This window comes from Enterococcus gallinarum NBRC 100675 (genome assembly GCF_001544275.1).
Taxonomy (GTDB): domain Bacteria; phylum Bacillota; class Bacilli; order Lactobacillales; family Enterococcaceae; genus Enterococcus_D; species Enterococcus_D gallinarum.
Genome location: NZ_BCQE01000009.1, coordinates 24,237 through 44,677 on the forward strand (window position 1 = coordinate 24,237; position 20,441 = coordinate 44,677).

At 40.9% G+C, this 20,441-nt stretch carries 23 protein-coding genes; 13 read left to right on the plus strand and 10 right to left on the minus strand.

Annotation, left to right across the window (positions count from 1 at the left end; genetic code table 11):
• Window positions 1–105 precede the first annotated feature (105 nt).
• From EG2_RS06565 to EG2_RS06580, 4 genes are read left to right on the plus strand one after another with little or no spacing between them, the layout of a single operon-like run.
• Complete coding sequence (locus tag EG2_RS06565; protein WP_060814052.1) at window positions 106–1,299, plus strand: helix-turn-helix domain-containing protein; 1,194 nt, start codon at window positions 106–108, stop codon at window positions 1,297–1,299.
• Entirely contained in the window at window positions 1,296–1,517 is a 222-nt protein-coding gene (locus EG2_RS06570; RefSeq protein WP_082709528.1) for a PLD nuclease N-terminal domain-containing protein, read from the plus strand. The genes EG2_RS06565 and EG2_RS06570 overlap by 4 nt, the downstream gene beginning before the upstream one ends.
• On the plus strand, window positions 1,514–2,422 hold the full coding sequence (locus EG2_RS06575; protein ID WP_060814053.1) for an ABC transporter ATP-binding protein: 909 nt from the start codon (window positions 1,514–1,516) through the stop codon (window positions 2,420–2,422). The genes EG2_RS06570 and EG2_RS06575 overlap by 4 nt, the downstream gene beginning before the upstream one ends.
• Window positions 2,419–3,183 (plus strand): ABC transporter permease, encoded by a 765-nt coding sequence (locus EG2_RS06580; RefSeq protein ID WP_060814054.1) that lies wholly within the window; start codon window positions 2,419–2,421, stop codon window positions 3,181–3,183. The genes EG2_RS06575 and EG2_RS06580 overlap by 4 nt, the downstream gene beginning before the upstream one ends.
• A 163-nt stretch (window positions 3,184–3,346) precedes the next feature.
• On the opposite strand, the gene EG2_RS06585 is transcribed toward EG2_RS06580, so the two are convergent.
• The 5 genes from EG2_RS06585 to EG2_RS06605 all read right to left on the minus strand — a co-directional run bounded on the left by EG2_RS06585 (window position 3,347) and on the right by EG2_RS06605 (window position 7,194).
• Entirely contained in the window at window positions 3,347–3,988 is a 642-nt protein-coding gene (locus EG2_RS06585; RefSeq protein WP_060814055.1) for a YitT family protein, read from the minus strand.
• A gap of 167 nt (window positions 3,989–4,155) precedes the next feature.
• Complete coding sequence (locus EG2_RS06590; RefSeq protein WP_060814056.1) at window positions 4,156–4,752, minus strand: NAD(P)H-binding protein; 597 nt, start codon at window positions 4,750–4,752, stop codon at window positions 4,156–4,158.
• Between the two features lie 56 nt (window positions 4,753–4,808).
• A complete protein-coding gene (locus EG2_RS06595) occupies window positions 4,809–5,201 on the minus strand; it encodes a MerR family transcriptional regulator (protein ID WP_060814057.1) in 393 nt (130 codons plus the stop codon).
• Window positions 5,202–5,243: 42 nt separating this feature from the next.
• Entirely contained in the window at window positions 5,244–6,224 is a 981-nt protein-coding gene (locus EG2_RS06600) for an aldo/keto reductase (RefSeq protein ID WP_060814058.1), read from the minus strand.
• A gap of 67 nt (window positions 6,225–6,291) precedes the next feature.
• A complete protein-coding gene (locus EG2_RS06605) occupies window positions 6,292–7,194 on the minus strand; it encodes an Rgg/GadR/MutR family transcriptional regulator (RefSeq protein WP_060814059.1) in 903 nt (300 codons plus the stop codon).
• Between the two features lie 101 nt (window positions 7,195–7,295).
• On the opposite strand from EG2_RS06605, the gene EG2_RS06610 reads away from it, so the two are divergent.
• Together EG2_RS06610 and EG2_RS06615 are read left to right on the plus strand one after the other, a co-directional pair.
• On the plus strand, window positions 7,296–8,909 hold the full coding sequence (locus EG2_RS06610; RefSeq protein WP_060814060.1) for an ABC transporter ATP-binding protein: 1,614 nt from the start codon (window positions 7,296–7,298) through the stop codon (window positions 8,907–8,909).
• Between the two features lie 160 nt (window positions 8,910–9,069).
• Window positions 9,070–9,711 carry an HD domain-containing protein gene (locus tag EG2_RS06615; RefSeq protein WP_060814061.1) on the plus strand — a complete coding sequence of 214 codons (642 nt, stop codon included), beginning with the start codon at window positions 9,070–9,072 and terminating at the stop codon, window positions 9,709–9,711.
• A 22-nt stretch (window positions 9,712–9,733) separates the two neighbouring features.
• Here EG2_RS06615 and EG2_RS06620 read toward each other — a convergent pair whose 3' ends face one another.
• A complete protein-coding gene (locus EG2_RS06620) occupies window positions 9,734–10,180 on the minus strand; it encodes a DUF305 domain-containing protein (RefSeq protein WP_060814062.1) in 447 nt (148 codons plus the stop codon).
• 311 nt (window positions 10,181–10,491) lie between these two features.
• Here EG2_RS06620 and EG2_RS06630 point away from each other — a divergent pair, with 311 nt between their 5' ends.
• The 7 genes from EG2_RS06630 to EG2_RS06660 all read left to right on the plus strand — a co-directional run bounded on the left by EG2_RS06630 (window position 10,492) and on the right by EG2_RS06660 (window position 16,271).
• Window positions 10,492–11,556 (plus strand): ABC transporter permease, encoded by a 1,065-nt coding sequence (locus EG2_RS06630; RefSeq protein WP_060814064.1) that lies wholly within the window; start codon window positions 10,492–10,494, stop codon window positions 11,554–11,556.
• Window positions 11,557–11,566: 10 nt separating this feature from the next.
• Window positions 11,567–12,256 carry an ABC transporter ATP-binding protein gene (locus tag EG2_RS06635; RefSeq protein WP_003126143.1) on the plus strand — a complete coding sequence of 230 codons (690 nt, stop codon included), beginning with the start codon at window positions 11,567–11,569 and terminating at the stop codon, window positions 12,254–12,256.
• Window positions 12,257–12,290: 34 nt separating this feature from the next.
• Window positions 12,291–13,778: a phytoene desaturase family protein gene (locus EG2_RS06640; RefSeq protein ID WP_060814065.1), complete on the plus strand. Its 1,488-nt coding sequence runs from the start codon at window positions 12,291–12,293 to the stop codon at window positions 13,776–13,778.
• Window positions 13,768–14,658, plus strand: coding sequence for a phytoene/squalene synthase family protein (locus tag EG2_RS06645; protein ID WP_060814066.1), 891 nt, complete (start codon window positions 13,768–13,770; stop codon window positions 14,656–14,658). Before EG2_RS06640 ends, EG2_RS06645 begins: the two co-directional genes overlap by 11 nt.
• Complete coding sequence (locus tag EG2_RS06650; RefSeq protein WP_060814067.1) at window positions 14,648–15,196, plus strand: TetR/AcrR family transcriptional regulator; 549 nt, start codon at window positions 14,648–14,650, stop codon at window positions 15,194–15,196. The genes EG2_RS06645 and EG2_RS06650 overlap by 11 nt, the downstream gene beginning before the upstream one ends.
• A 46-nt stretch (window positions 15,197–15,242) precedes the next feature.
• A complete protein-coding gene (locus tag EG2_RS06655) occupies window positions 15,243–15,491 on the plus strand; it encodes a hypothetical protein (protein ID WP_060814068.1) in 249 nt (82 codons plus the stop codon).
• Between the two features lie 201 nt (window positions 15,492–15,692).
• Window positions 15,693–16,271 (plus strand): TMEM175 family protein, encoded by a 579-nt coding sequence (locus EG2_RS06660; RefSeq protein WP_060814069.1) that lies wholly within the window; start codon window positions 15,693–15,695, stop codon window positions 16,269–16,271.
• A 193-nt stretch (window positions 16,272–16,464) separates the two neighbouring features.
• On the opposite strand, the gene EG2_RS06665 is transcribed toward EG2_RS06660, so the two are convergent.
• Genes EG2_RS06665 through EG2_RS06680 form a run of 4 tightly spaced genes read right to left on the minus strand, consistent with a single transcriptional unit; the run spans window position 16,465 to window position 20,440 of the window.
• Window positions 16,465–17,478, minus strand: coding sequence for a sugar kinase (locus EG2_RS06665; RefSeq protein WP_060814070.1), 1,014 nt, complete (start codon window positions 17,476–17,478; stop codon window positions 16,465–16,467).
• Window positions 17,479–17,494: 16 nt separating this feature from the next.
• Window positions 17,495–18,235 (minus strand): 2-dehydro-3-deoxy-phosphogluconate aldolase, encoded by a 741-nt coding sequence (gene dagF, locus EG2_RS06670; protein ID WP_060814071.1) that lies wholly within the window; start codon window positions 18,233–18,235, stop codon window positions 17,495–17,497.
• On the minus strand, window positions 18,232–19,344 hold the full coding sequence (locus EG2_RS06675; RefSeq protein ID WP_060814072.1) for a DgaE family pyridoxal phosphate-dependent ammonia lyase: 1,113 nt from the start codon (window positions 19,342–19,344) through the stop codon (window positions 18,232–18,234). Before EG2_RS06675 ends, dagF begins: the two co-directional genes overlap by 4 nt.
• Complete coding sequence (locus EG2_RS06680) at window positions 19,325–20,440, minus strand: amidohydrolase/deacetylase family metallohydrolase (protein ID WP_060814073.1); 1,116 nt, start codon at window positions 20,438–20,440, stop codon at window positions 19,325–19,327. Before EG2_RS06680 ends, EG2_RS06675 begins: the two co-directional genes overlap by 20 nt.
• Window position 20,441 lies beyond the last annotated feature (1 nt).

Below are 20,441 nucleotides of genomic sequence, written 5' to 3' on the forward strand. Positions count from 1 at the left end.
ATCAACCCATGGTTGACTTTATCAATCAAAAGTTAACTTGTTCTCCATTGTGCTCCTCTCTTCCCTGTTCTACAATAAAGCTAGCCAATTCAATGGAGGTGCGTCATGGAATTACCAATTGGACAGGAAATAGCCAAGAGAAGAAAGGACAAACAAATCACTCAAACAGAGCTAGCTGATTTTATGAGTGTTTCTAAGGCCTCGGTTTCTAAATGGGAGACGGGCCAATCTTATCCAGATATTACCTTGTTGCCACTCTTGGCTGCTTTCTTTGATTGCAGTGTCGATGATCTTTTAGTGATCAATTCTCAGCTAACAACTCAAGAAATCAAGCGGATTTACCAGTTGTTGAAAGACTCTTTTGAAACTAAATCCGCTGATGACGTGTTACTTATGCTGAGAGGATTCATTCGCCGTTATTATTCCTGCTATCCATTTCTGCTGCAGATGGGACTTTTTTATCTGAATCATTGGGATCTGTTACCTATTCCTACTCGAATGACTAGAACAGAACTAGTACCAAACGATGAGGCAAAGGCAGAGGATAAAAGAAAGTTTTATTTAGAAGAAGTGGTTAAACTGTTTGAATTAGTTAAAAATAACGGCTCTGCCGATCTCGTTCAACAAGCGAGATTCTATGAAGCTTATTCGATGATCATGCTTGGTCAGGCAGAGGAAGTTTTGGCGATATTAGGACATAAGACACCCACTTTCTTACCTGTGGAATCTTTAATTGCAGCTGCACACCAGCAAATGGAAGATGGTTCAGCTGCAGAAACAGTTCTTCAAAGTGCCATTTATCAATATGTTACAGTTTTACTCAGTCTGTTGACTAACTATACGCTTTTGCTGACACAAAACCCCCAAGCAATGGAAGCAACTTACCATCGGGGGCTTGCCTTTTGTGACACATTTGATTTAGCAAAATTACATCCAGTCATTATGCTCAATTTTTTGGCTGCCTGTTTGACCACCTTTGCTGCACAGGGCAATAGTGAGCTCTTGCTTCGCGCTTTGACTCGTTATGTCTCATTGTTGGAAGAAACAAATGATCCTTATCTCCTTCATGGTGATGAGTACTTTGATCAGATCGAAAATTGGATCGATGATCTGGATCTTGGAAATCAAATGCCGCGTAGTTCCAATCTGGTAAAAAAACAATTAACAGAGCTGATTCTTGAATCACCACTATTGCAGCCCTTCAAAAATCAACAGACATTTACAGAATTATTCCAGCGCTTGCAAGCAATAGCCGCGCATACTGCAGATGATGCTCACGGAAAGGAGGATACACGATGATGAACACGAGTCTACCAGAAAATATTGGTGTCTATCTACCAATTTTGATCCCACTAGCACTCCTGCAATTCACATTAATACTTGTTGCCGTTTTAGATATCGTTAAACAACAACACTTTAAATTTGGCAATCGCACGTTGTGGATACTTGTTTCTTGTTTGATTAGTATTATTGGACCGATTCTGTATTTTACTTTTGGTAAAGGAGAAAAAGAATGAATGCCATTGAGATCAATGAACTGTCGAAGTCTTTTGGTGAAAGAAAAATTCTAGACGCCATCTCTTTTGTTGTTCCTAAAGGAAGTGTTGTTGGCTTCGTCGGCGAAAATGGCGCCGGGAAAACAACAACGATGAAGTTAATCTTAGGTTTACTAAAGTCGGATAGCGGCCGGATCACGGTTTGCGGGGAAGCGGTTGTCTATGGAAATGCTCAAACAAACCGTAAGATAGGCTACTTACCGGATGTTCCCCAATTCTATTCTTTCATGACCGCAACAGAATACCTGCATTTTTGCGGAAAAATAAGCGGTCTTGGCAAACAGCTGGCTAGCCGAATTGATGAGATTCTTCAGCTGGTCAATCTTGAAAAAAATACCAAAAAAATCAGCAGCTACTCACGGGGGATGAAGCAACGGTTGGGTCTAGCACAAGCTTTATTGTCAAAACCAGAAATATTGATTTGTGATGAACCGACTTCTGCGCTGGACCCGCTGGGACGCAAAGCCTTTCTGGATCTTTTACTTGCCATCAAACAAGAAACGACGGTTCTTTTTTCTTCACATATTTTATCGGATGTCGAACAAATTTCAGATTATGTGGCGATCTTACATCAAGGGAAGATCAAGCTCTTTGGTGAAATGGAGGAATTGAAGACAAGATTTCGTCAAGAAGATTATCTTCTTCAATTTGCCACGTCACAAGAAACAGAACATTTTTGTCAGCTTGCAAAAAATGCAGCGATTGATTGGACAAGGGAGAAGCAGCAACTGATCATTCTAGAAAATCAATCCTATCAACAAGGTCAAAAATTGCTGCAACTTATGGCAGAAAATGAGCTGGTTCCCCTGCTCTTCCAAAAAAATGACTCCTCATTAGAAAAAATCTATTTGGAGGTAGTTAAATGACACAACTAACAGTTTTTTTAAGAAAAGAATTTTTGGGCGGCTGGCGCAACAAAAAGATCGTCATCTGTGGTGTGATTTTTCTGATCGTGGGTATGCTCTCTCCATTTCTAGCAAAGATCATGCCTGATATCTTTTCTTCCATGGTAACAGAAGGAATCCAGATCACTGTTGCTACTCCGACAGCTGTTGATTCTTGGCTGCAGTTTTATGGCAATATTGGCTCCTTGGGACTCTTGGTTTTTGTGATTCTTTTTGCAGATACGATATGTGCGGAAATTGAGCAAGGAACACTAATCAATCTGATTACAAAAGGGTTGCCTAGACAAACGATTCTTATGGCAAAAGCACTTTATCTTTACTGCCTTTGGACATTTTTCTATGGTGCTGCTTTTCTCATTTGTCTGCTCTATACGAGAATTTATTTCAATGATTCTTTAACCCATCATCTAGTCAGTGCTTGTTTTAGTTATTGGCTCTTTGGCCTATTGACAATCAGTCTACTGATGCTAAGTTCTGCATTTGCCAAAAACGTTTACCAAGTCTTACTCTTTTTAGCCGCTTTTTATGGAATTGGCGTATTGCTTAATCTCTTTGAATCTTTTCAAAAGATCAATCCCTATTCATTGTCCAGCCAAACAGTTGCTTATATTCAAGGAAATTCAGAGCTGATGGACTTCTTACCAGCTGTTCTGATAGCTGTAGTCGGATCGTTCCTGTCATTAGTCCTTAGTCGTTCGATTTTACAAAAAAGAAAGCTTTAGACTAATTTGATTATTTCTGGGAAGTAGTAAATAACAGCCTCTCTGATAATTGATGTCAGAGAGGCTGTTATTTTGAATAAGTGATATTTTTTAGTCCCGACAGTACTCTCACTCTCTCGTCGCAAACGCGATTATCAACAAGGGGAATGAAAGAGAGGTTCCCTCATCCAGCCGTTCTTTTTTCTTTGACAGGAGCGGATGCAAGTGAGGACTCCTTTGCTTCCTTTCTTTTGACAAATTGACGCTGCCCTTTGAGCAAGATACTCATAAAGAAAGCAATGAGATAGATCGAGCAAGCAGAAATGATCGCTTCTCTCAGTCCAAAGACCAGAAAGTTCAAAACAATGATCGTTGTATTGGTCAAGAAGATCCCGACTGCTTTTTTTATGCCGAAATATTTTTCAAAAATCAACGGTGGGATTGTGACTCCCCCATTGGATGCACCGATACAGTAAAGGGAAAATATCCCTAAGCTAAAGAAGAAACTTCCTAGAATCAAAGAGGCTGGATAAAATTCCCAAACCATCCATTCAGGAATCCATGCTAACATGACAGGAAACAACAGGCTTCCTAAGACGGTATTGATAAAGACTTTCCGCTCCAAAAAAAGAAACGCTAGTCCTAACATAATCAAGTTGATTCCCCAGACAATCAGATGGCGGTCAATGGCTAATCCTGTTTCTATAAGATACCCGATTGAGCCCACCCCGGCCGAGGCAATGCTGTGGGGCAAAAGAAAGAAGTTCAATGCAATACAGATCCATAACACCCCTAATGAAATCAATCCTATTCGTTTGATAGTCATTCACCGTTTCCTTTCTGTATTTCCGTCTATCGATCTTCCTGATATTGCTGCCATTTTAACAAAAAAAGCAGCAGAAAGAAGAGTCAAATTTTTCATGTCGCTATGAAAAATTTGACCCTTCTGGTAATCGCTAAAACGACAACCTTTATTTAATTCAACGGATTTTTTTATGACAAATGATTCGAAATAAACAAAGTTCTCTTAGCCAAGAAGGTTGGCTGCTCACTGATTTGCGCAAGCAGATCTGCTACTTGTAATTCTGCTTCTCTTATCTGATTGTCCTTGCTCGTTTGCAGATCAGATTCAGGTGAACACTCATACAAAAAAGCAGGAAGATGTAAAATCGTATAGTCACACATCGCTTCTTCAATCATCCGAATAGATAATGCCATTTGACTGCTTCGATGTTTCTTGTGCGTCGCTCTTGTTTCCGGAATTTGATCTGTCAGGAAGCTTTCTTCTGGTTTCACCAGGCAAACGATTCGGGTTAAGTCAAGTAGTTTCATCGCTTCTATGATTCGCCAGGTAACTCGGGGCTCAGGCATCTCACAAAGGCAAACGATTTCGCAACCAATCATTCCTCGCAAGATCCTGCCTAGATCTAGTAAATCACCTTGAAACATGCTTTCTCGTTGAGGATCAAGCAATGTCGTCTGATTCTTTTTTGGCACGTACAAAACAAGCGTCTCGTCTCTCGCTAATAATTGTTTTCTGATAACAGAAGAAAGGGGATCTTGGGTGCCGAAAATCATTACTTTTGTCATACGATTCCTTTCCTATTTTGGCTGTATCCTAAAAGGCATTGCGTGTAATGGCAAAATTATTTAGTAAACGTTTCTTTGCGTAACCGAGCTTCAGCAGGAATGATGTGGTCATCATAATGTTCTAATTTGTATTCCAATCGTTCTACCGCTTCTGTCATGGTTGCAATTCGCTCATGCAACGCTGCGATTTGCTCTGCTAGCAATTGTTTTCTTTGAGGAACTGTCTGACTCCCTTCACGAAATAACGCCAAATAGGTTGACAAAGCATCGATCGAAAGTCCTGCTTTTCTCATCTTACTGGTAAACTCGATCCACTTGAGATCTTCCTCATCAAAGACTCGAACACCATAAGAATTGCGTTTGACTGGTGGTATGAGGGAAATCTTTTCATAATAGCGGATCGTATCTGCAGAAAGACCGCTAAGTTCACTTATTTTTTTGATATTCACATCGATTCCTCCTGCTATTCCTACGATATTTTTCTAGTAAAATCAATTGGCGCCTACAACCGCATGCGGAAGATAAGGTTCTTCTAAGTAAGCAACTTCTTCTGTGGATAGCTTCAACTCAATGGCTGGCAAAGCATCCAGTAAATGACTTTCTTTTGTCGCCCCAATGATTGGTGCCACGACTGATTCTTTTTGCAATAGCCATGCCAAGGCCACTTGTGCTCGTTTGACTTGACGTGCCTCAGCAATTTCTGCCACACGGCGAACGATCAATTGATCTTGTTCTTTGGTCTGATCATATTTTGATTGTGCTGTTTTATCTGTCGCAAAACGTTTCGTTTGTGCATCCCAATCACGAGTCAAACGACCGGCAGCTAATGGACTGTAGGGTGTGACCGCAATGTTTTGATCATCACAAAGGGGGAGCATTTCCCGCTCTTCTTCTCGATACAATAAATTCAAATGATTTTGCATGGACACAAATTTGGTCCAGCCATGTTTATCCGCAACCGCCTGTGCTTTAGCAAATTGCCAAGCATACATCGCAGAAGCTCCGATATAACGGACTTTCCCTGTTTTCACTAAATCGTGAAGTGCTTCCATCGTTTCTTCGATCGGTGTTGTATAATCCCAGCGATGAATAATGTAGAGGTCCACATAGTCCATTTGTAATCGTTTTAAACTTTGTTCGATTTCAAAAAAGATCGCTTTGCGTGAAAGTCCACCGCTATTGGGGGCTTTTTTCATTTTAGAATAGAGCTTGGTTGCGACGACGATTTCATCTCGTGGGGCAAAATCATTCAACGCTTTTCCTAATATTTCTTCGCTGGCACCATAGGAATAGATATTCGCTGTGTCAAAAAAATTGATCCCTAGATCAAGGGCTTTTTTGATGACTTCTCGACTTTCAGTTTCTTCCAATACCCATTCATGAAAGCCGCTTTTCGGATCCCCAAAACCCATTGCCCCTAAACAAAGAGGGGAGACTTCTAATCCTGTATGTCCAAATTTTACATAATCCATTGTCATTCCTCCTTAAGATTGATACTTCTAGCATACGCCTTCGAGTGAACTCTAAGTCAACCCCTTTTTAATAATTAAAAAAATTCAGATTGATCGTCAGCTCACGATAATTCGTATCTTGATAATTTTCCCGCCAATTCTTGGCCCGCTTCTCAAAATAGTGTTCGGTTTCCTTCTGATAAAAAATTCTCGCTAAAGAAATTGCTTGGTCAAAGCATTCATTGCCTTTTTCTGGTTGTTTTTCCAGATAAAAAAGGATTCCCTGGTTAAAAATATAGGTGATTCTGGGGCGCAATAAAATTGTCCGTTCGTCCAGACTCTGCCGATACAGTTTCTGAATCTTTCTGGCCGCTGGAAGATTGCGGTGAAACACATATTTAGAAAAAAAGTTCTCTAACAAATCATAGTAAAGGGCATTGGTTTGCGGAACACTTTGGTACAGCTTGGCTTTTTTCAAAATGCTTTTCAGCAAGAGATCCATCTGTTCCGTGTCCAATGCAAAGGTAAAAATACTGATCAAACGCAACTCCATCTCACCCCAATTATTGACTTGCTGGAGATAGCTGAGTACTTTTTGAGAATGAATGAATGGACGATTATTTCCTGCATTGAGTACATCTTCAATGAAACAGCCTAAAAATTGCGGCCAATCATACGGACTCTGACTTTCAGCAAAAAAACGTTGTGCCAATGAACGAGCCGCCTCTTCTTGATTCGTATTAAGATACTCCTGCATCTGCTCGATAGACTTTTCAAAACGGTCTTTAAAAGTCTGTTTCCCAACAAATTGAAACTCTTCGATCGTCACATTGATATTTTGCAAGCATGTAAAAAACTGATCGACCGTCAACATTGATTTTCCATTTTCAAAACGTGAAAGTTGTGCACTTGATATCCCTTGCTGACATGCTTCCTTCAAAGTAATCCCTTTTTCTAAACGCAGTTTCTTAAATGTCGCTCCGTAGTCCATTCACAGCACCTCTTTACATATATGTAATTATTCCTTCGCTTTTACTTTACCCTTTTACAATAAAGGTATCAAGAAAGGTAATAAGAAAGGAGCAAAAAATAATGAAAAAAGTTTTATTGGTACATTGGAAAAATCAGGGGATCGTCCTGCTTTTAATGGCAGGAGTCGCACTTTCACAAACGATAGCCAGCTTGCAAAATGTGCAGGTTCTAAACAGTCTCATCCAATTCGATCAAAAAGGATTTATCCAAGGTGTTGTAGGGATGGTCTTAGCCTATAGTTGTTTCCTGATGTTTATTTATCTGCAAATTCGTTATACAGCCTATACATCTCAGAAGATGTCCCTTTATTTGCGAGAACAACTATTGACTCGGCTACGATACAGTGATTATCAGACATTCCACAAAGTTACCGTAGGCAACTATGCATCAAAATTGAGCAACGATATAACCATGATTGAAACAGATGGCTTCGCCAATATCTATCAGGTCATGCAAGGCGTATTGTCTTCACTATTTGCCGTTATCGCATTAGCCCAATTTCATTGGTCATTGATCGTGCTTACCTTAGGTCAGTCCTGTTTGTTGCTTTTGTTGCCGAAAATCTTCCAAAAAAAGATGAAACGATCTGCTGTCGCTACCGCTCAGGCAAATGAAGCTTTTTTGAGTAAAACCAACGAACTGTTAGCTGGATTTGATACTTTCCTAAATTTCCAGCGTCTCGATTTTCTTAAAAATAAACTGTTGGGTTCCGCACAAAGGATCCAGTCTGCAAAGCTAAAACAAGCACAAGTGATGGCTGCTGTCTCTGTAACTGGCGGAGTTGGTAATGTGACTGGTCAATTGAGTGTCTTAGGTTTTACTGGCTACTTGGCTTTTCTGCAAATCGTTCCCATCGGAGCGATTACAGCAACAGGAAATCTTGCTTCGACAATCTTTAACACATTAGGAAATATCAGTTCCTATTTGTCAAAAATACAAGGCACATTCCCTTTATTCGATGCATTTGCTTATGAAAAGCCAGCGCATGAGATTTCGTTACCCAGCAAAAAAACAAACGATGCAAAAGATCTTGTATTAGCACAAGCTTCTTATTGTTATCAAACGACCGATGGAAAACCGCAACGAATGTTGTTCAATCTTTCAACCACTTTTAAAGCTGGACAAAAGTATGCCATCGTGGGGGAAAGCGGCTCAGGCAAGTCAACATTATTCAGTTTGTTGACTGGACGGCGCAAAGACTATAGCGGATCGATCCGCTTGGGAGAAACGGAAATAAAAGAATTCCCTTTAGAAGAATTGCAAGACAATGTGACAGTTATTGATCAACGGCCCTTTGTCTATCAAGCATCGATTCGCGAGAATCTGACATTAGGACAATTTTTTTCTGATGAAGAAATCGAGCAAGCGCTAAAAAAAGCGGAACTCTTTGCAGTTATTGAACAACTACCTGAGCAGTTAGACACAGTCCTTACCGAAACAGGCGGTAATCTTTCAGGGGGACAATTACAGCGTCTTGCACTAGCTAGAGGATTCCTATGGAAAAAGCCTATTTTGTTAGTTGATGAAGGAACCTCTAATCTTGATCAAGAAAATGCTAAAAAAATCGAGAAATTACTGTTGCAACAACCGCAAACCGTTCTGTTTATTACCCATCACCTTCGAGACGAAATCGCCCAAAAGTTAGATGGTGTTCTCTCACTTACCCCCTCCTAGCAAATTGATCGCGATGACTCTTTTATCAATAGGTCCTATTTGCTAAACTAAAAGAAGCTGATTCAACAAAAATCAATGCTTTGATTCTTAATAAAGCATTGACTTTTGTTGTGATGACTTTTTGTCTGCTAAATAAGAAATGAGCCAATGGAGGTTTTTGATGGTCAACCCACAGCTAATGCATTATTTAGAAACAACAATCATTCCACAATACAAGCAATTAGATACAAGTCACTCCCCTGAACACGTCTATCAAGTGCTCAAAAACAGTATAGAAATCGCTGCCCCATTATCGGTTGACTTAGACATTGTCTCTGCTGTTGCTGTCTTTCATGATCTTGGTCTATTAAAAGGACGAAAAAATCATGAACGCGCTTCAAGATCTATGGTAGAATCAGATGCTTTTTTGGCGGATTACTTTACCAAAGAACAGCGTAAAATAATCGGAGAAGCCGTCGAAGATCATCGTGCTTCCCTCTCCTATGAGCCACGATCCATCTATGGCAAAATCATTTCAGAAGCTGATCGTGATCTTGATTTTTATCGGATTCTCGAACGCACGATTTACTTTGCCATCGAAAAAAAGAGCCTTTCTGATCCTGACAATCTTTGCCAAGAAGCATTTGAATACATTCAGCAAAAATATGGCCCCCACCATCACTTGACCTTTTGGCTCGGCTATTCAAAAAATATCGCAGGTTTAGCAGAGATCCATGAAATGCTCGCAGATCCGATCAAATTTTACAGCGCTTTTTCTGATTGCTATGAACAACGAATGAAAAAAGCCGACTTCTTGAGCTAAGACGTCAAGATCCGGCTTTGTTTCATTTTTCTAGTCGTTCGATCATTTCTTTCATCTTTTCAATTTCTTCCTTTTGAGTTTGGATAATATCATCCGCTAATTCTTTGACCTCAGGATCTTTGATTGCAGCATTGGTACTGGTTAAAATGGCAATCGAATGATGAGGAATCATTGCTTTCATCCATTTCACATCATCAACAGCCGTTTGGGAGCGCACCATGAAAAGTGAACCGCAGAATACGAGTACACTGACGGCTAAAATCGCTAGATTCCATTTCTTATTTTCGTACATTCTCCACATAAATAAGAGCATGATCATCGCCATCACGGCCCCCATCATCAACGCCATAAATAATCGAGTCTGACTATAAAAGATATGCTCCCATTGAAAAACATTCAGGTACATCATCCCAAACATCACGACCGTTGATACTAAAATCATCACACCAAAACGCACATACTGTTTCATTCCTATCTCCTCTTTCCATAAAAATATCCACTATTAGTCTATCAGGAGTGATTGCACCTACTCAAACGAAACGCTTAATTGTCATTAGGAGACGAAGCATTGTTCACTCTTGCAAGTTTTGTTCAGGTTCCTCTATGGATTGCCAGGTATCAGGATTTTTGTTCTATCGCTTTTGCTAGGCTTTTCTTTCAGCTTTTCTGTCTGGCCTTTGAAGAAAGGAAGAATCCATGCCAAAGCAATAAATTTTGCAGCTGAATAAGAATGTGGTAACTTGATTTTATCACCTGATAAAATTTCTAGGAGGAAGTTGTATGTTTTTAGCAATAAATGAAATCCGCCATTCTAAATTGCGGTATGCACTGGTTACCGGTGTCATGTTTTTGATCGCTTACTTAGTTTTTTTCTTGACCGGGCTAGCCTATGGTCTTGCCCAAGAAAACCGAACTGCTGTCGATAAATGGTCGGCATCAGAGATTTTATTAGCCGAGGAAGCGAATAACAATTTGAATATGTCCATGATCCCTCGTAATCTCTATGATGAAGTCAAAGCAGATGAGAAAGCTGTATTGGCTCAAACTGCGGGTGTGATCACCAAGGAATCCGGTGGTGAAAAAGTTGATGTCAGCTTTTTTGGGATCGAACCAGATCAATTCCTAGCTCCTAAACTCACGGAAGGCGAACTTTTCGCGAACGACGATGAGGCAGTTGCTGACAGCAGTTTGAAAGAGGAATACGACATTAAGATCGGCGATACCGTCAAATTAGCCGGCAATGAAAAGAAACTGAAGATCGTCGGCTTTACAGAAAATGCTCGCTTCAATGTCGCACCTGTTCTCTACACGACGATTGGTGCCTATCAAGAAATTCGCTTTGAAGCAAAAGATACCAGCGATAAAGCCCGCATCAATGCCATCGTAACGCGAGGAACAGTTGAAGAAGTACCGGATGAACTAACAGCAACCAAAATTACTGATTTCATCAATGAATTGCCTGGTTATAGTGCTCAAGTGCTAACCTTTGGGTTTATGATCGGCTTCTTGATCGTCATTGCTGCCATCGTTATTGGGATCTTTATTTATGTCTTGACTATGCAGAAATCTGATATTTTTGGTGTCATGAAGGCACAAGGAATTTCTAGTCGTTACATCGCATTTTCTGTCATCGCACAAACTTTTCTTTTAGCAACGGTGGGCGTATTGGTAGGATTAGCGGCGACGATCGGAACGTCGTTGGTCTTGCCGCAAGCTGTGCCCTTCCAAGTAAACAGCCTCTTTTTTGCAGGTATTAGCGTGTTGATGATTTTGATTGCGATTGTCGGTGCTTTCTTCTCAGTAAGAACGATTGTTAAGATTGACCCATTGAAAGCTATTGGATAGGAGGATAAAAATGAGTGCCATTGAATTTAAAGATGTGAAGAAAACCTTCAAAGATGGAGATACGATGATTGAGGCTTTGAAAGAGACAAACTTTTCCGTTGAAAAAGGAGAATTTGTCGCTATCATTGGACCCTCAGGTTCAGGTAAAAGTACTTTTTTAACTATTGCGGGAGGATTACAAGCACCTACAGCTGGTGAAGTTTTGATCAACGATCAGCCTTTTAGTGACCAGAAAGAAAAAAATCGGGCCAAATTACGATTCAAAGAGATCGGTTTTATTCTTCAAGCTTCCAATCTGGTCCCATTCTTGACCGTTAAAAAGCAACTGAAATTAGTCGACAAAGTCAGCAAAGAGAATAAAACCCAGTCTGCCCAAGATTTATTTACCCAATTAGGAATTGATAAATTGCAAAACAAATACCCCGAAGATCTCTCCGGTGGTGAACGTCAACGGGTGGCGATCGCTAGAGCTTTGTATCATGACCCAACAATTATTTTGGCGGATGAACCAACAGCCAGTCTGGATTCCGAAAAAGCCTATGAAGTAGTCAAAATTCTTGCCCAAGAAACAAAGGAAAAAAATAAAGCGACGATTATGGTGACCCATGATACCCGACTAACTGATTATTGTGATCGCGTGCTTGTAATGGAAGACGGTGTCTTAAAGGAAAAAGAACACACAAAAACACAACACGATTAATCTGAAGCCAAGAAATATTTGATAAGGAGTTCTCATGAAAAAAATTATCGTTGTCGGCGGCGGTGTCGCAGGACTATCCGCCGCTGTCAGATTGCAACAAGCAGGTTATGCGGTCACACTATACGAAAAAGAAAGCCAGCCCGGTGGCAAAATGAACCAAATCAAGCAAGCTGGTTTTACATTTGATGTCGGCCCGACCATTGTTATGATGCCGGAGATTTATCGCGAGATTTTTGAACTATGCGGTGTCGATCCAGATGACTATATCCCGATGGAAAAGGTAGATCCTATGCTGCAGCTCTACTTTGCTGATGAAGCACCTCTCACCTTTTCCAATGATCTGATTGAACTCACTAAAACATTAGAAGGGATTTCTGAAGAAGATGCCCAAGGTTATTTCGCCTTTCTGGCAGATATTTATAAACGCTACGTGATCGCAAAAGAAGCTTTCATCACTAAGTCGTTCCGAGGATTCTGGGATTTTTATAATCCTCAATCCCTTTGGGCAGGAATGAAATTGAAAACATTCAACGATGCCTACACTTCGATCTCAAAGTTTGTTAAAGATGACCGCTTGCGTAAGTCGCTAGCCTTTCAAACATTGTATATCGGGGTTTCTCCCTATCAAGGGCCCTCTCTTTATACGATCATCCCTATGATCGAGTTGTTCTATGGCGTCTATTTCATCAAAGGCGGTATGTATACATTAGCGACTTCGCTGGCTCGCTTATTTGAAGAATTAGGCGGCGTGATTCATTATGACTCACCGATCGAAGAACTGATTATTGAAAACAAGCGAGCAACAGGGATTCGTCTAAATGGGCACATCCATTCAGCAGATGCGATTGTCTGTGCGGCTGATTTTCCTTATGCGATGCAAGAATTGATTCCTAATGAAAAAAATCGGGGCAAATACACCAATAAAAAAATCAGCCGAATGGCCTATTCTTGTTCATGTTTTCTCTTGTACCTAGGGCTGGATAAAAAATATGAAGCCAATGGCTTGCACAGCATCTACTTTGCCGAAGACTTCAAAAAAAATGTCGATGACCTTTTTGAGACTGGTGTTTTGCCAGAAGACCCTTCCTTCTATCTCTATCGTCCCACATTGAAAGATGCCTCACTAGCACCCGAGGGTCACGAAGGCTTGTATGTGTTGGTGCCAGTTCCCGAGCTGTCTAAGTTTGATGATTGGCAACCTAATACAATCACGAATTACCGCAACAAAATTATCCACACGCTAAAAGAAAAAACGATTTTCAATGATATCGATGAGCATATCGTTTTTGAAACCTACTATACACCACAAGACTTCAAAGATCACTACAACGCTTATAACGGGGCGACTTTCGGATTGAAACCGACATTATCTCAAAGCAATTACTATCGTCCTCATAATAAGTTTGCTTATGCAGAAGGTTTGTATTTTTGTGGCAGCAGCACTCACCCAGGAGCCGATGTCCCAATCGTAATGCAAAGCGCAAAGCTTGCCGTAGAGGAGTTACTAAAAGATGATCAATAAGGAAAGCACGCTTTTTGAACGATATAAGGAAGACTTTGCTTATTGCGAGCAAATCATCAAAAAACATTCGAAAAGTTTCTACAGTGCTTTTTCGCAATTACCCCCAGAAAAAGCACGTTCCGTATTTGCCGTCTATGCCTTTTGTCGGCAAGCAGATGATGCCATCGATCGTTACCAAGACATCGCTAAATTAAATGAACTAGAACACGGATTACGACAAATGGCTTGCGGAAAGGTTCTGGATACCCCTTTATGGCGGGCTCTTTCTGTTGTCTTTGCGAAATATGATTTACAGTTCCAGCCATTTTATGATATGCTCGCAGGACAGAGGATGGATCTGGATTTTCAGCAACCTGAAACGGAGGCTGATTTGAGTAGCTACAGCTATTTTGTTGCTGGAAGTGTCGGGTTGATGTTGCTGCCGATTTTATCTAGTCAGGCAGGCAAGATCCAAGAACCAGCCAAGAAGCTAGGGGAAGCTATGCAGCGAACGAATATTCTCCGGGATATTGGGGAAGATCTTGCGATGAATCGAATTTATTTACCAAAAGAAACGATCCAGCGGTTTGAGATTACCATTCAGCACCTCAGACAAAAAAAGGTCACTGAATCCTTTATCCAGCTTTGGGAGTTTGAAGCTCTGCTAGCAGAAAAACTATACGATGAAGCCTTGTCCATGATGCCTCAGATCGATGAAGATTGCAAGGAAGCGCTTATGGCTGCTTTATTGATCTATCGCGAACTATTAACGGTCATTCGTGAGAAAAATTACCAGGTTTTTCTCAAAAAAAATGCTGTCTCTATCCAAAGAAAAGCTTTTTTATTGCGTTCTGTAAAACAGCAGATAAAAAACAACCGGAGTGAAAATAATGCAAGATGAGATTCTAGACGTGGCTGAACAGTTGTTCATGCAACAAGGGTATAAAGGAACTTCAACAAGACAAATCGCGGAGCTGTTAGGCATTACTCAGCCTAATTTGTATTATCATTTCAAAAGAAAAGAAGATATTTATTACGGTGTTCTTGCGCGGTTAGCGGTAGATGTATCTGAAAACTTATATCAGATCGTTAATGATCCCAATGACTCCTTAGCAGAGAAACTGCAACGGATGGCACGATTTCTGCAAAAACGTCATCCTTTCAATTTCTACTTAATGATGGATGATATCAAACATACCGTCTCTGAAGAAACCGCCAGAAAACTCTACTTGATTTGGAAAGAAAACTATCAGCAACCATTTATTCGCCTTTTTCAAACAAGTGAACTACGATTACGAAATGAACTTTCCTACCAGTTTATTGTCAGCCAAATGTTTATTCTCATTGCTTCATACTTAGATTCAGCAGAGAAAGAAACTGAACTCTATCAAGCCATTGATTTATTTTTATATGGTGTTTTAGATAAAGAGTCTAACTAGACAAACGTATCCACTCATTTTTGATTATTAAATAAGGAGGAAGAATATGCCAGAATATACTGACTTGACTGCGTCTGCTGCTATCGTAAACGCCTTTATCACAAAATACAATCAGCTCAAATCAACTTATCCAGAAGCGGTGATTGAACTTTGTGACGACCAAGGGCATCAAATCACTGAGGTCAAAAAAATCAACAGCGAATTGATCGAATTGATTATCGACGATAGCCAAGGACCAAGATTTCGTTACATCCACCCTTCTCAATTTGATTTGACATTCACAGTCAAACAATAATCCATTAGGACGATGAAATAAGATACTGCTAATGCTTCTCGCAATGAGAAGTTTCAGACACAAAGGCATACTCACCGTTGCCTTTTGAGTTAGCTTTGTTCTTATATCACTGTCCTTTTTTTATTGCAATTCTCTTTGATAGACGAATCGTATCTATTGACGTAAACTAACACTGATTTACTATTCTGAAAGGAGCATGTTATGTCAAAGAACCGAATCGAGGCCTTTACAGATGCAGTGATTGCTATCGTGATGACTTTGCTGGTCTTAGAACTACACCAACCAAAAAACGATACCTTTCAAGCGTTTCTAGGCATCGAACATCAGTTTATCATTTATTTGATCAGTTTTGTGATGCTGGCCATTTATTGGAACAATCATCATCATCTCTTCCAAGTTGCAGAACATATTGATGGCTGGACATTATGGGCCAATCATTTGCTGATACTCTCGTTGTCGCTTTTTCCTTTTGTTACTTCGTGGGTCAGTCAATACCCGCTGTCCCTCGCTCCTCAAATGCTCTATGGTACTGTGATTTTCTTGACTGATTTTAGCTATTATTTGTTAGGACGAGCATTAAGCCGAGAAAGCCAAAACAATCCAACCATTAGGAAACTATTTCAACGCTATCAGAAATTAACCTTTACTCTTTTTGTCAACATTGTGGCATTGCTCCTTGGCTGGTTGATTCATCCGCTTTTTGTGATCAGTCTCGATAGTCTCGTTCTACTTCTTTGGGTGATCCCCGAAAAGAAAGCCGAACGCTACCTGAATCAATAATCAAGGAAAACGACTGCCTGATATCCCCTCGACAATCCATTCACTTGTTGTTCGTCTTCTTACTTGTCGAATAAAACAAAAATCATCCAACAATGAGCCCTTTTGACGGCAGTCACTGATTCGCCATAAAACGCTCTTTGTTGGATGATTTATTATTGTTTACGCGTGCTTTGTACAGCCTATCGAATAATACTCAACGAAATAAATCTACCCCAGGATTTTTTAGCACTTGCTCTACTTGTTCCCGTGTAATCAAGGGGACATCTCCTAACATCGTATGGGCCAATACAGCATTGGTGATAGCAAAATCCGCGGTTTTTGTTAGTGGCCATTTCTCTGCATATCCTAAAAGAATACCAGCTGCATATGCATCCCCTGCACCGATTCGATCAAGCACTTGTAACAACTGAGGTGCAGTTTCAACAGTCTCTTCTTTGGTGTAGATCATCCCGCTGATAAACTGTTTGTCTTCACTGGCTATCCGTCTGGTACCTGTAAACCATTCAATCCCGTACTGCGCCATAAAGGCCTGAATGATTTGCTGTTCCTCTAGTCCATCAATAGGCAGCTGCTCACCAAATCCCAAAAGACCGTGCAAATCTCGTACAGACCCAAATACCAAATCACAATAAGGCAGAATCGCTTCGTAACGTTTTTTTAAAATTTCTCGCTGTCCTTCTTCCAAATTCAGACTGGGACGAAAATTAAAATCGAAGCAAACTTTGATGTTCTTCAAAGCAGCTTGTTTTGCCAATGTAATCGCGGTTTGCCACGTTTCTTCGGTCAAGCTCAACGAAATACCACAAATATGCAAAAGATCGATCGTTTCTAAATATTCAGCGATGGGATAAGTTGCAGGTCCGGAAACCCCAAATGAACTACCGCGGCGGTTCTGATACGTCACATAGGTGGGGCGAGCGCCAAAACCAACTTCAGCAAAATAACTGCCGATATGATTGTGTGCCTGTCCAATAAATTCTGTCTTGATACCATAAGTTTGCAAATTTGCTTTGGCCGCATCACCCAAACGGTTTTTTGGTACTTTCGTCAATAAGGATGCTGAAAGATTGAAGTGCGCCAGATTTCCTAAAATATTTACGCCCGTTCCCGTAAAATCCATTCGCAGCGAATGGGTTTGTTCTAATGTCCGATATTCAGGCGGTGTCAAGCGCAGCATGACTTCACCGTATGCACCGATTCGCATCACAATTCCTCCTTCACTCTTACTTCAATGAATCTTTCATCATCTTCAGTAATCGTCTCACATCTTCCGGACGGGTATCGCCCGTCTCTGAATCAATGATCGAGCTATACACGTGAGGAATGATTTTCTTGACGCCTGCATCAACAGCAATCTGCAAGATTTCTGCAAAGTTATCCAAATCAATCCCACCGGTCGGTTCAAGATAAAAGTCATGAGCGGCACAAGCTTTTGCCACCGCTTGATATTCTTCTTTGTGTGCCAATCCTTTCATAGGGAAATATTTGATTGAACTAGCGCCCATATCCTTGAGTAATGCAATCGCCGTTTCAAGAGGAACCTCAGTGGGTTCCGCCTGTGAACTTAACGGGCCAGTGGCAATATTGACAAAGCCGACTTTGCCTGTCGGGGAAACTAATGCATTAACGATAGTTTCTTCTTGTCCTAACAACGCCCGAGAAGTTGCAGCTCCTGTGAATACTTGATTGACATGTTGCGGCTGCAACACAGCAGAAATTCGAGAGACCATCTCGCTCTGATTCGGATCACCGGCACCGAGACCAACAGATAATGCATTTTCTATTTCTGCTTGGTATTTCTTCATGTCTTCAATCGCTGCTTCATCTGTGGAATAATTTTTGGAAAGAACGCCTAATAAGATTTTTCCTTCGGCTGCTTCAAAACATTCTTTGGCGTTTTCCACTGAGTTAGCTAAAACGTTTAAACAAATTCGATCTTCTAAATAAGTCGGGGATTTTTTCATTCTTTTGGTTCCTCCGGATTCATGATTTCTTTTAATCGATTGACAATCACATGCATTTCAGTTTCTGTGACTGCCCGAATATCAAATTCAATGATGCCATGATTTGCTTGATATTCTCGCGTGTAGATGGCTGGTTCTTCTGCTTTTAATTTCTGGATCACTTCCATCGCCGATGGCCCATTTTGGACCCGAACCCGGGCGCGATAAATGTCTCGCCCTGCTCCATCTTGGACGATATCTGCAGACAAGCCAGTAATTTGATTGAGCGCTGCGATGAAAGGTTCCAAACGATGCTTCATGGAAGCGCCAGACTCGCTTCCTTGAGCCAGATACTCTTCTACTGCTTGTGTAAGCCCCATCATATTTTCTTTACCAATCTTCATGGAACGCCCGATGCCTTTGGATTGTAGTCTCACCCATTCTATTAGTTCTTTACGACCGATCACTAAACCAGCACTTGGCCCAGACAAAGCCTTGGCTCCGGAGTAGATCACTAAATCGGCCCCCTCCTGGATGTACCTGAAAAGATCCTCTTCCGCTGCGGCATCCACGATCAAAGGGATGCCCGACTGTTTTGCGACTTGAGCAGCTTCCTTTACTGAAAGCATACTTTTTTGTACTGTATGATGACTTTTGATATAGAGAATCGCAGCTGTCTGGGGACTGATCATCTGAGCAATATGGTCAACAGAGCACATATTGGCATAGCCTGCCTCAACGACTTGGCCTCCACCTTGTTGAACCATCACTTCAACAGGTGTGCCATAATCCACATTGTGTCCCTTCGGCAAGATGATCTCTCGACGCTGAATCTTTTCTGAATAAGGATGGTAAAGATGGAATGATGAGCCTTGTCCAATGACTGCTGCCACAGATTGGGCAATTCCAGCAGAAGCAGAAGAGACGATTTGAGCATCTTCAACTTGAAGAAGTTTGGCCAAATAGGCCCCTGTTTTGACTGCTAACTCGCTCATCTCAAAAAAGTGTTCACCACCAAAGCGTTGGGCTGTTAAGACACCTTCGCTCACTTTAGAAACACCTAGAATCGTCATTTTACCTGAAGCATTGATGACTTGCTTCAAGCCAAGTTTAGTCAGATTCAATGTCATATACTTGTCCTCCAATTATAGTCTTTAGCGGAATGATCTGTCGATCAATACTTCGCTTGTTCCCATTTGAATCAATCAGTACTTTGGCTGCTTCTTTGAATTCAAAGATCGTGAAATCAGCATCCATTTCTTCTTCGATGGCACCTTTTCCTTTTAGTTGAAACTGACGAGCTGGTGCCAATGTGACTTTCTCGATGATTTCCTGCCAACTATAACCGACAACGGCTAATTTCTCCATAGTAGTGGCCAAATCATATACCGGACCCTTCATACGGTTACGTATATAAATATCGGTGCTGATAGAAGCAGCTTTTAAATTGGCGTCATAGGCTTTTTCTGCCACCAAAAAATTGAAACTATCTGTACCATGACCAATATCAAAAGCAACTCCTTTGCCATAAGCATCAAAAACAAACGATTTGATGGTATTTGACTGACGATCTAAAATACCATTTTGCTTGCCATTGAAACAGTGGGTCAGAACGTCACCTTTCTCTAAACAAGACAAAATGTCAGCCAAATCTGGTGGTGCTGAACCAATATGAACCATCAATGGTAGGCCTGGGTGTTCTTTTTGGATATTTTTGGCTAATTTCAATGGAGTGATGCCATTTTCGCCAATCACCGTCCTACTCATTCTCGCTTTTAACCCCACGATGAAATCAGGAAATTCATTTAGGACCTTTGTGATCAGATCCCCCTTAATCTTAGAAAGATCGGCTAATTCATCTTGTTCGACGATGCCCCATTTTGAAATATTGACAAGCGCAAAGACATTCGTTTTGGCTGCTTGTGCAAATTCGTAGAAACGATGAATATTTTCGGCACCAGTAGTCCCCGCATCGATCACTGTCGTTACACCTTTTGCCACACCGATCTGATCGGGATAATCATAGTACAAGCTCATTTCTTCGAAACAATGGACATGATCATCAATCCAGCCTGCCGAAAGATACTGATTCGGAAGAAGTGTCCACTCCTTTTGTGCGGATTCTTCGATCGTTTTTGCGATCTGGCAAATTTTCCCTTGCTTGATCCCGATATCGAAAACCTCTTCATTGAGTGTACGTGCCTGGCGGATAATCATATCCAACATG

Coding starts and splice junctions, on each gene's coding strand:
- EG2_RS06565 (WP_060814052.1), top strand. CDS start 106: ATGGAATTACCAATTGGACAGGAAATAGCCAAGAGAAGAAAGGACAAA.
- EG2_RS06570 (WP_082709528.1), top strand. CDS start 1,296: ATGATGAACACGAGTCTACCAGAAAATATTGGTGTCTATCTACCAATT.
- EG2_RS06575 (WP_060814053.1), top strand. CDS start 1,514: ATGAATGCCATTGAGATCAATGAACTGTCGAAGTCTTTTGGTGAAAGA.
- EG2_RS06580 (WP_060814054.1), top strand. CDS start 2,419: ATGACACAACTAACAGTTTTTTTAAGAAAAGAATTTTTGGGCGGCTGG.
- EG2_RS06585 (WP_060814055.1), bottom strand. CDS start 3,988: ATGACTATCAAACGAATAGGATTGATTTCATTAGGGGTGTTATGGATC.
- EG2_RS06590 (WP_060814056.1), bottom strand. CDS start 4,752: ATGACAAAAGTAATGATTTTCGGCACCCAAGATCCCCTTTCTTCTGTT.
- EG2_RS06600 (WP_060814058.1), bottom strand. CDS start 6,224: ATGGATTATGTAAAATTTGGACATACAGGATTAGAAGTCTCCCCTCTT.
- EG2_RS06605 (WP_060814059.1), bottom strand. CDS start 7,194: ATGGACTACGGAGCGACATTTAAGAAACTGCGTTTAGAAAAAGGGATT.
- EG2_RS06610 (WP_060814060.1), top strand. CDS start 7,296: ATGAAAAAAGTTTTATTGGTACATTGGAAAAATCAGGGGATCGTCCTG.
- EG2_RS06615 (WP_060814061.1), top strand. CDS start 9,070: ATGGTCAACCCACAGCTAATGCATTATTTAGAAACAACAATCATTCCA.
- EG2_RS06620 (WP_060814062.1), bottom strand. CDS start 10,180: ATGAAACAGTATGTGCGTTTTGGTGTGATGATTTTAGTATCAACGGTC.
- EG2_RS06630 (WP_060814064.1), top strand. CDS start 10,492: ATGTTTTTAGCAATAAATGAAATCCGCCATTCTAAATTGCGGTATGCA.
- EG2_RS06635 (WP_003126143.1), top strand. CDS start 11,567: ATGAGTGCCATTGAATTTAAAGATGTGAAGAAAACCTTCAAAGATGGA.
- EG2_RS06640 (WP_060814065.1), top strand. CDS start 12,291: ATGAAAAAAATTATCGTTGTCGGCGGCGGTGTCGCAGGACTATCCGCC.
- EG2_RS06645 (WP_060814066.1), top strand. CDS start 13,768: ATGATCAATAAGGAAAGCACGCTTTTTGAACGATATAAGGAAGACTTT.
- EG2_RS06650 (WP_060814067.1), top strand. CDS start 14,648: ATGCAAGATGAGATTCTAGACGTGGCTGAACAGTTGTTCATGCAACAA.
- EG2_RS06655 (WP_060814068.1), top strand. CDS start 15,243: ATGCCAGAATATACTGACTTGACTGCGTCTGCTGCTATCGTAAACGCC.
- EG2_RS06660 (WP_060814069.1), top strand. CDS start 15,693: ATGTCAAAGAACCGAATCGAGGCCTTTACAGATGCAGTGATTGCTATC.
- dagF (WP_060814071.1), bottom strand. CDS start 18,235: ATGAAAAAATCCCCGACTTATTTAGAAGATCGAATTTGTTTAAACGTT.
- EG2_RS06675 (WP_060814072.1), bottom strand. CDS start 19,344: ATGACATTGAATCTGACTAAACTTGGCTTGAAGCAAGTCATCAATGCT.
- EG2_RS06680 (WP_060814073.1), bottom strand. CDS start 20,440: ATGTTGGATATGATTATCCGCCAGGCACGTACACTCAATGAAGAGGTT.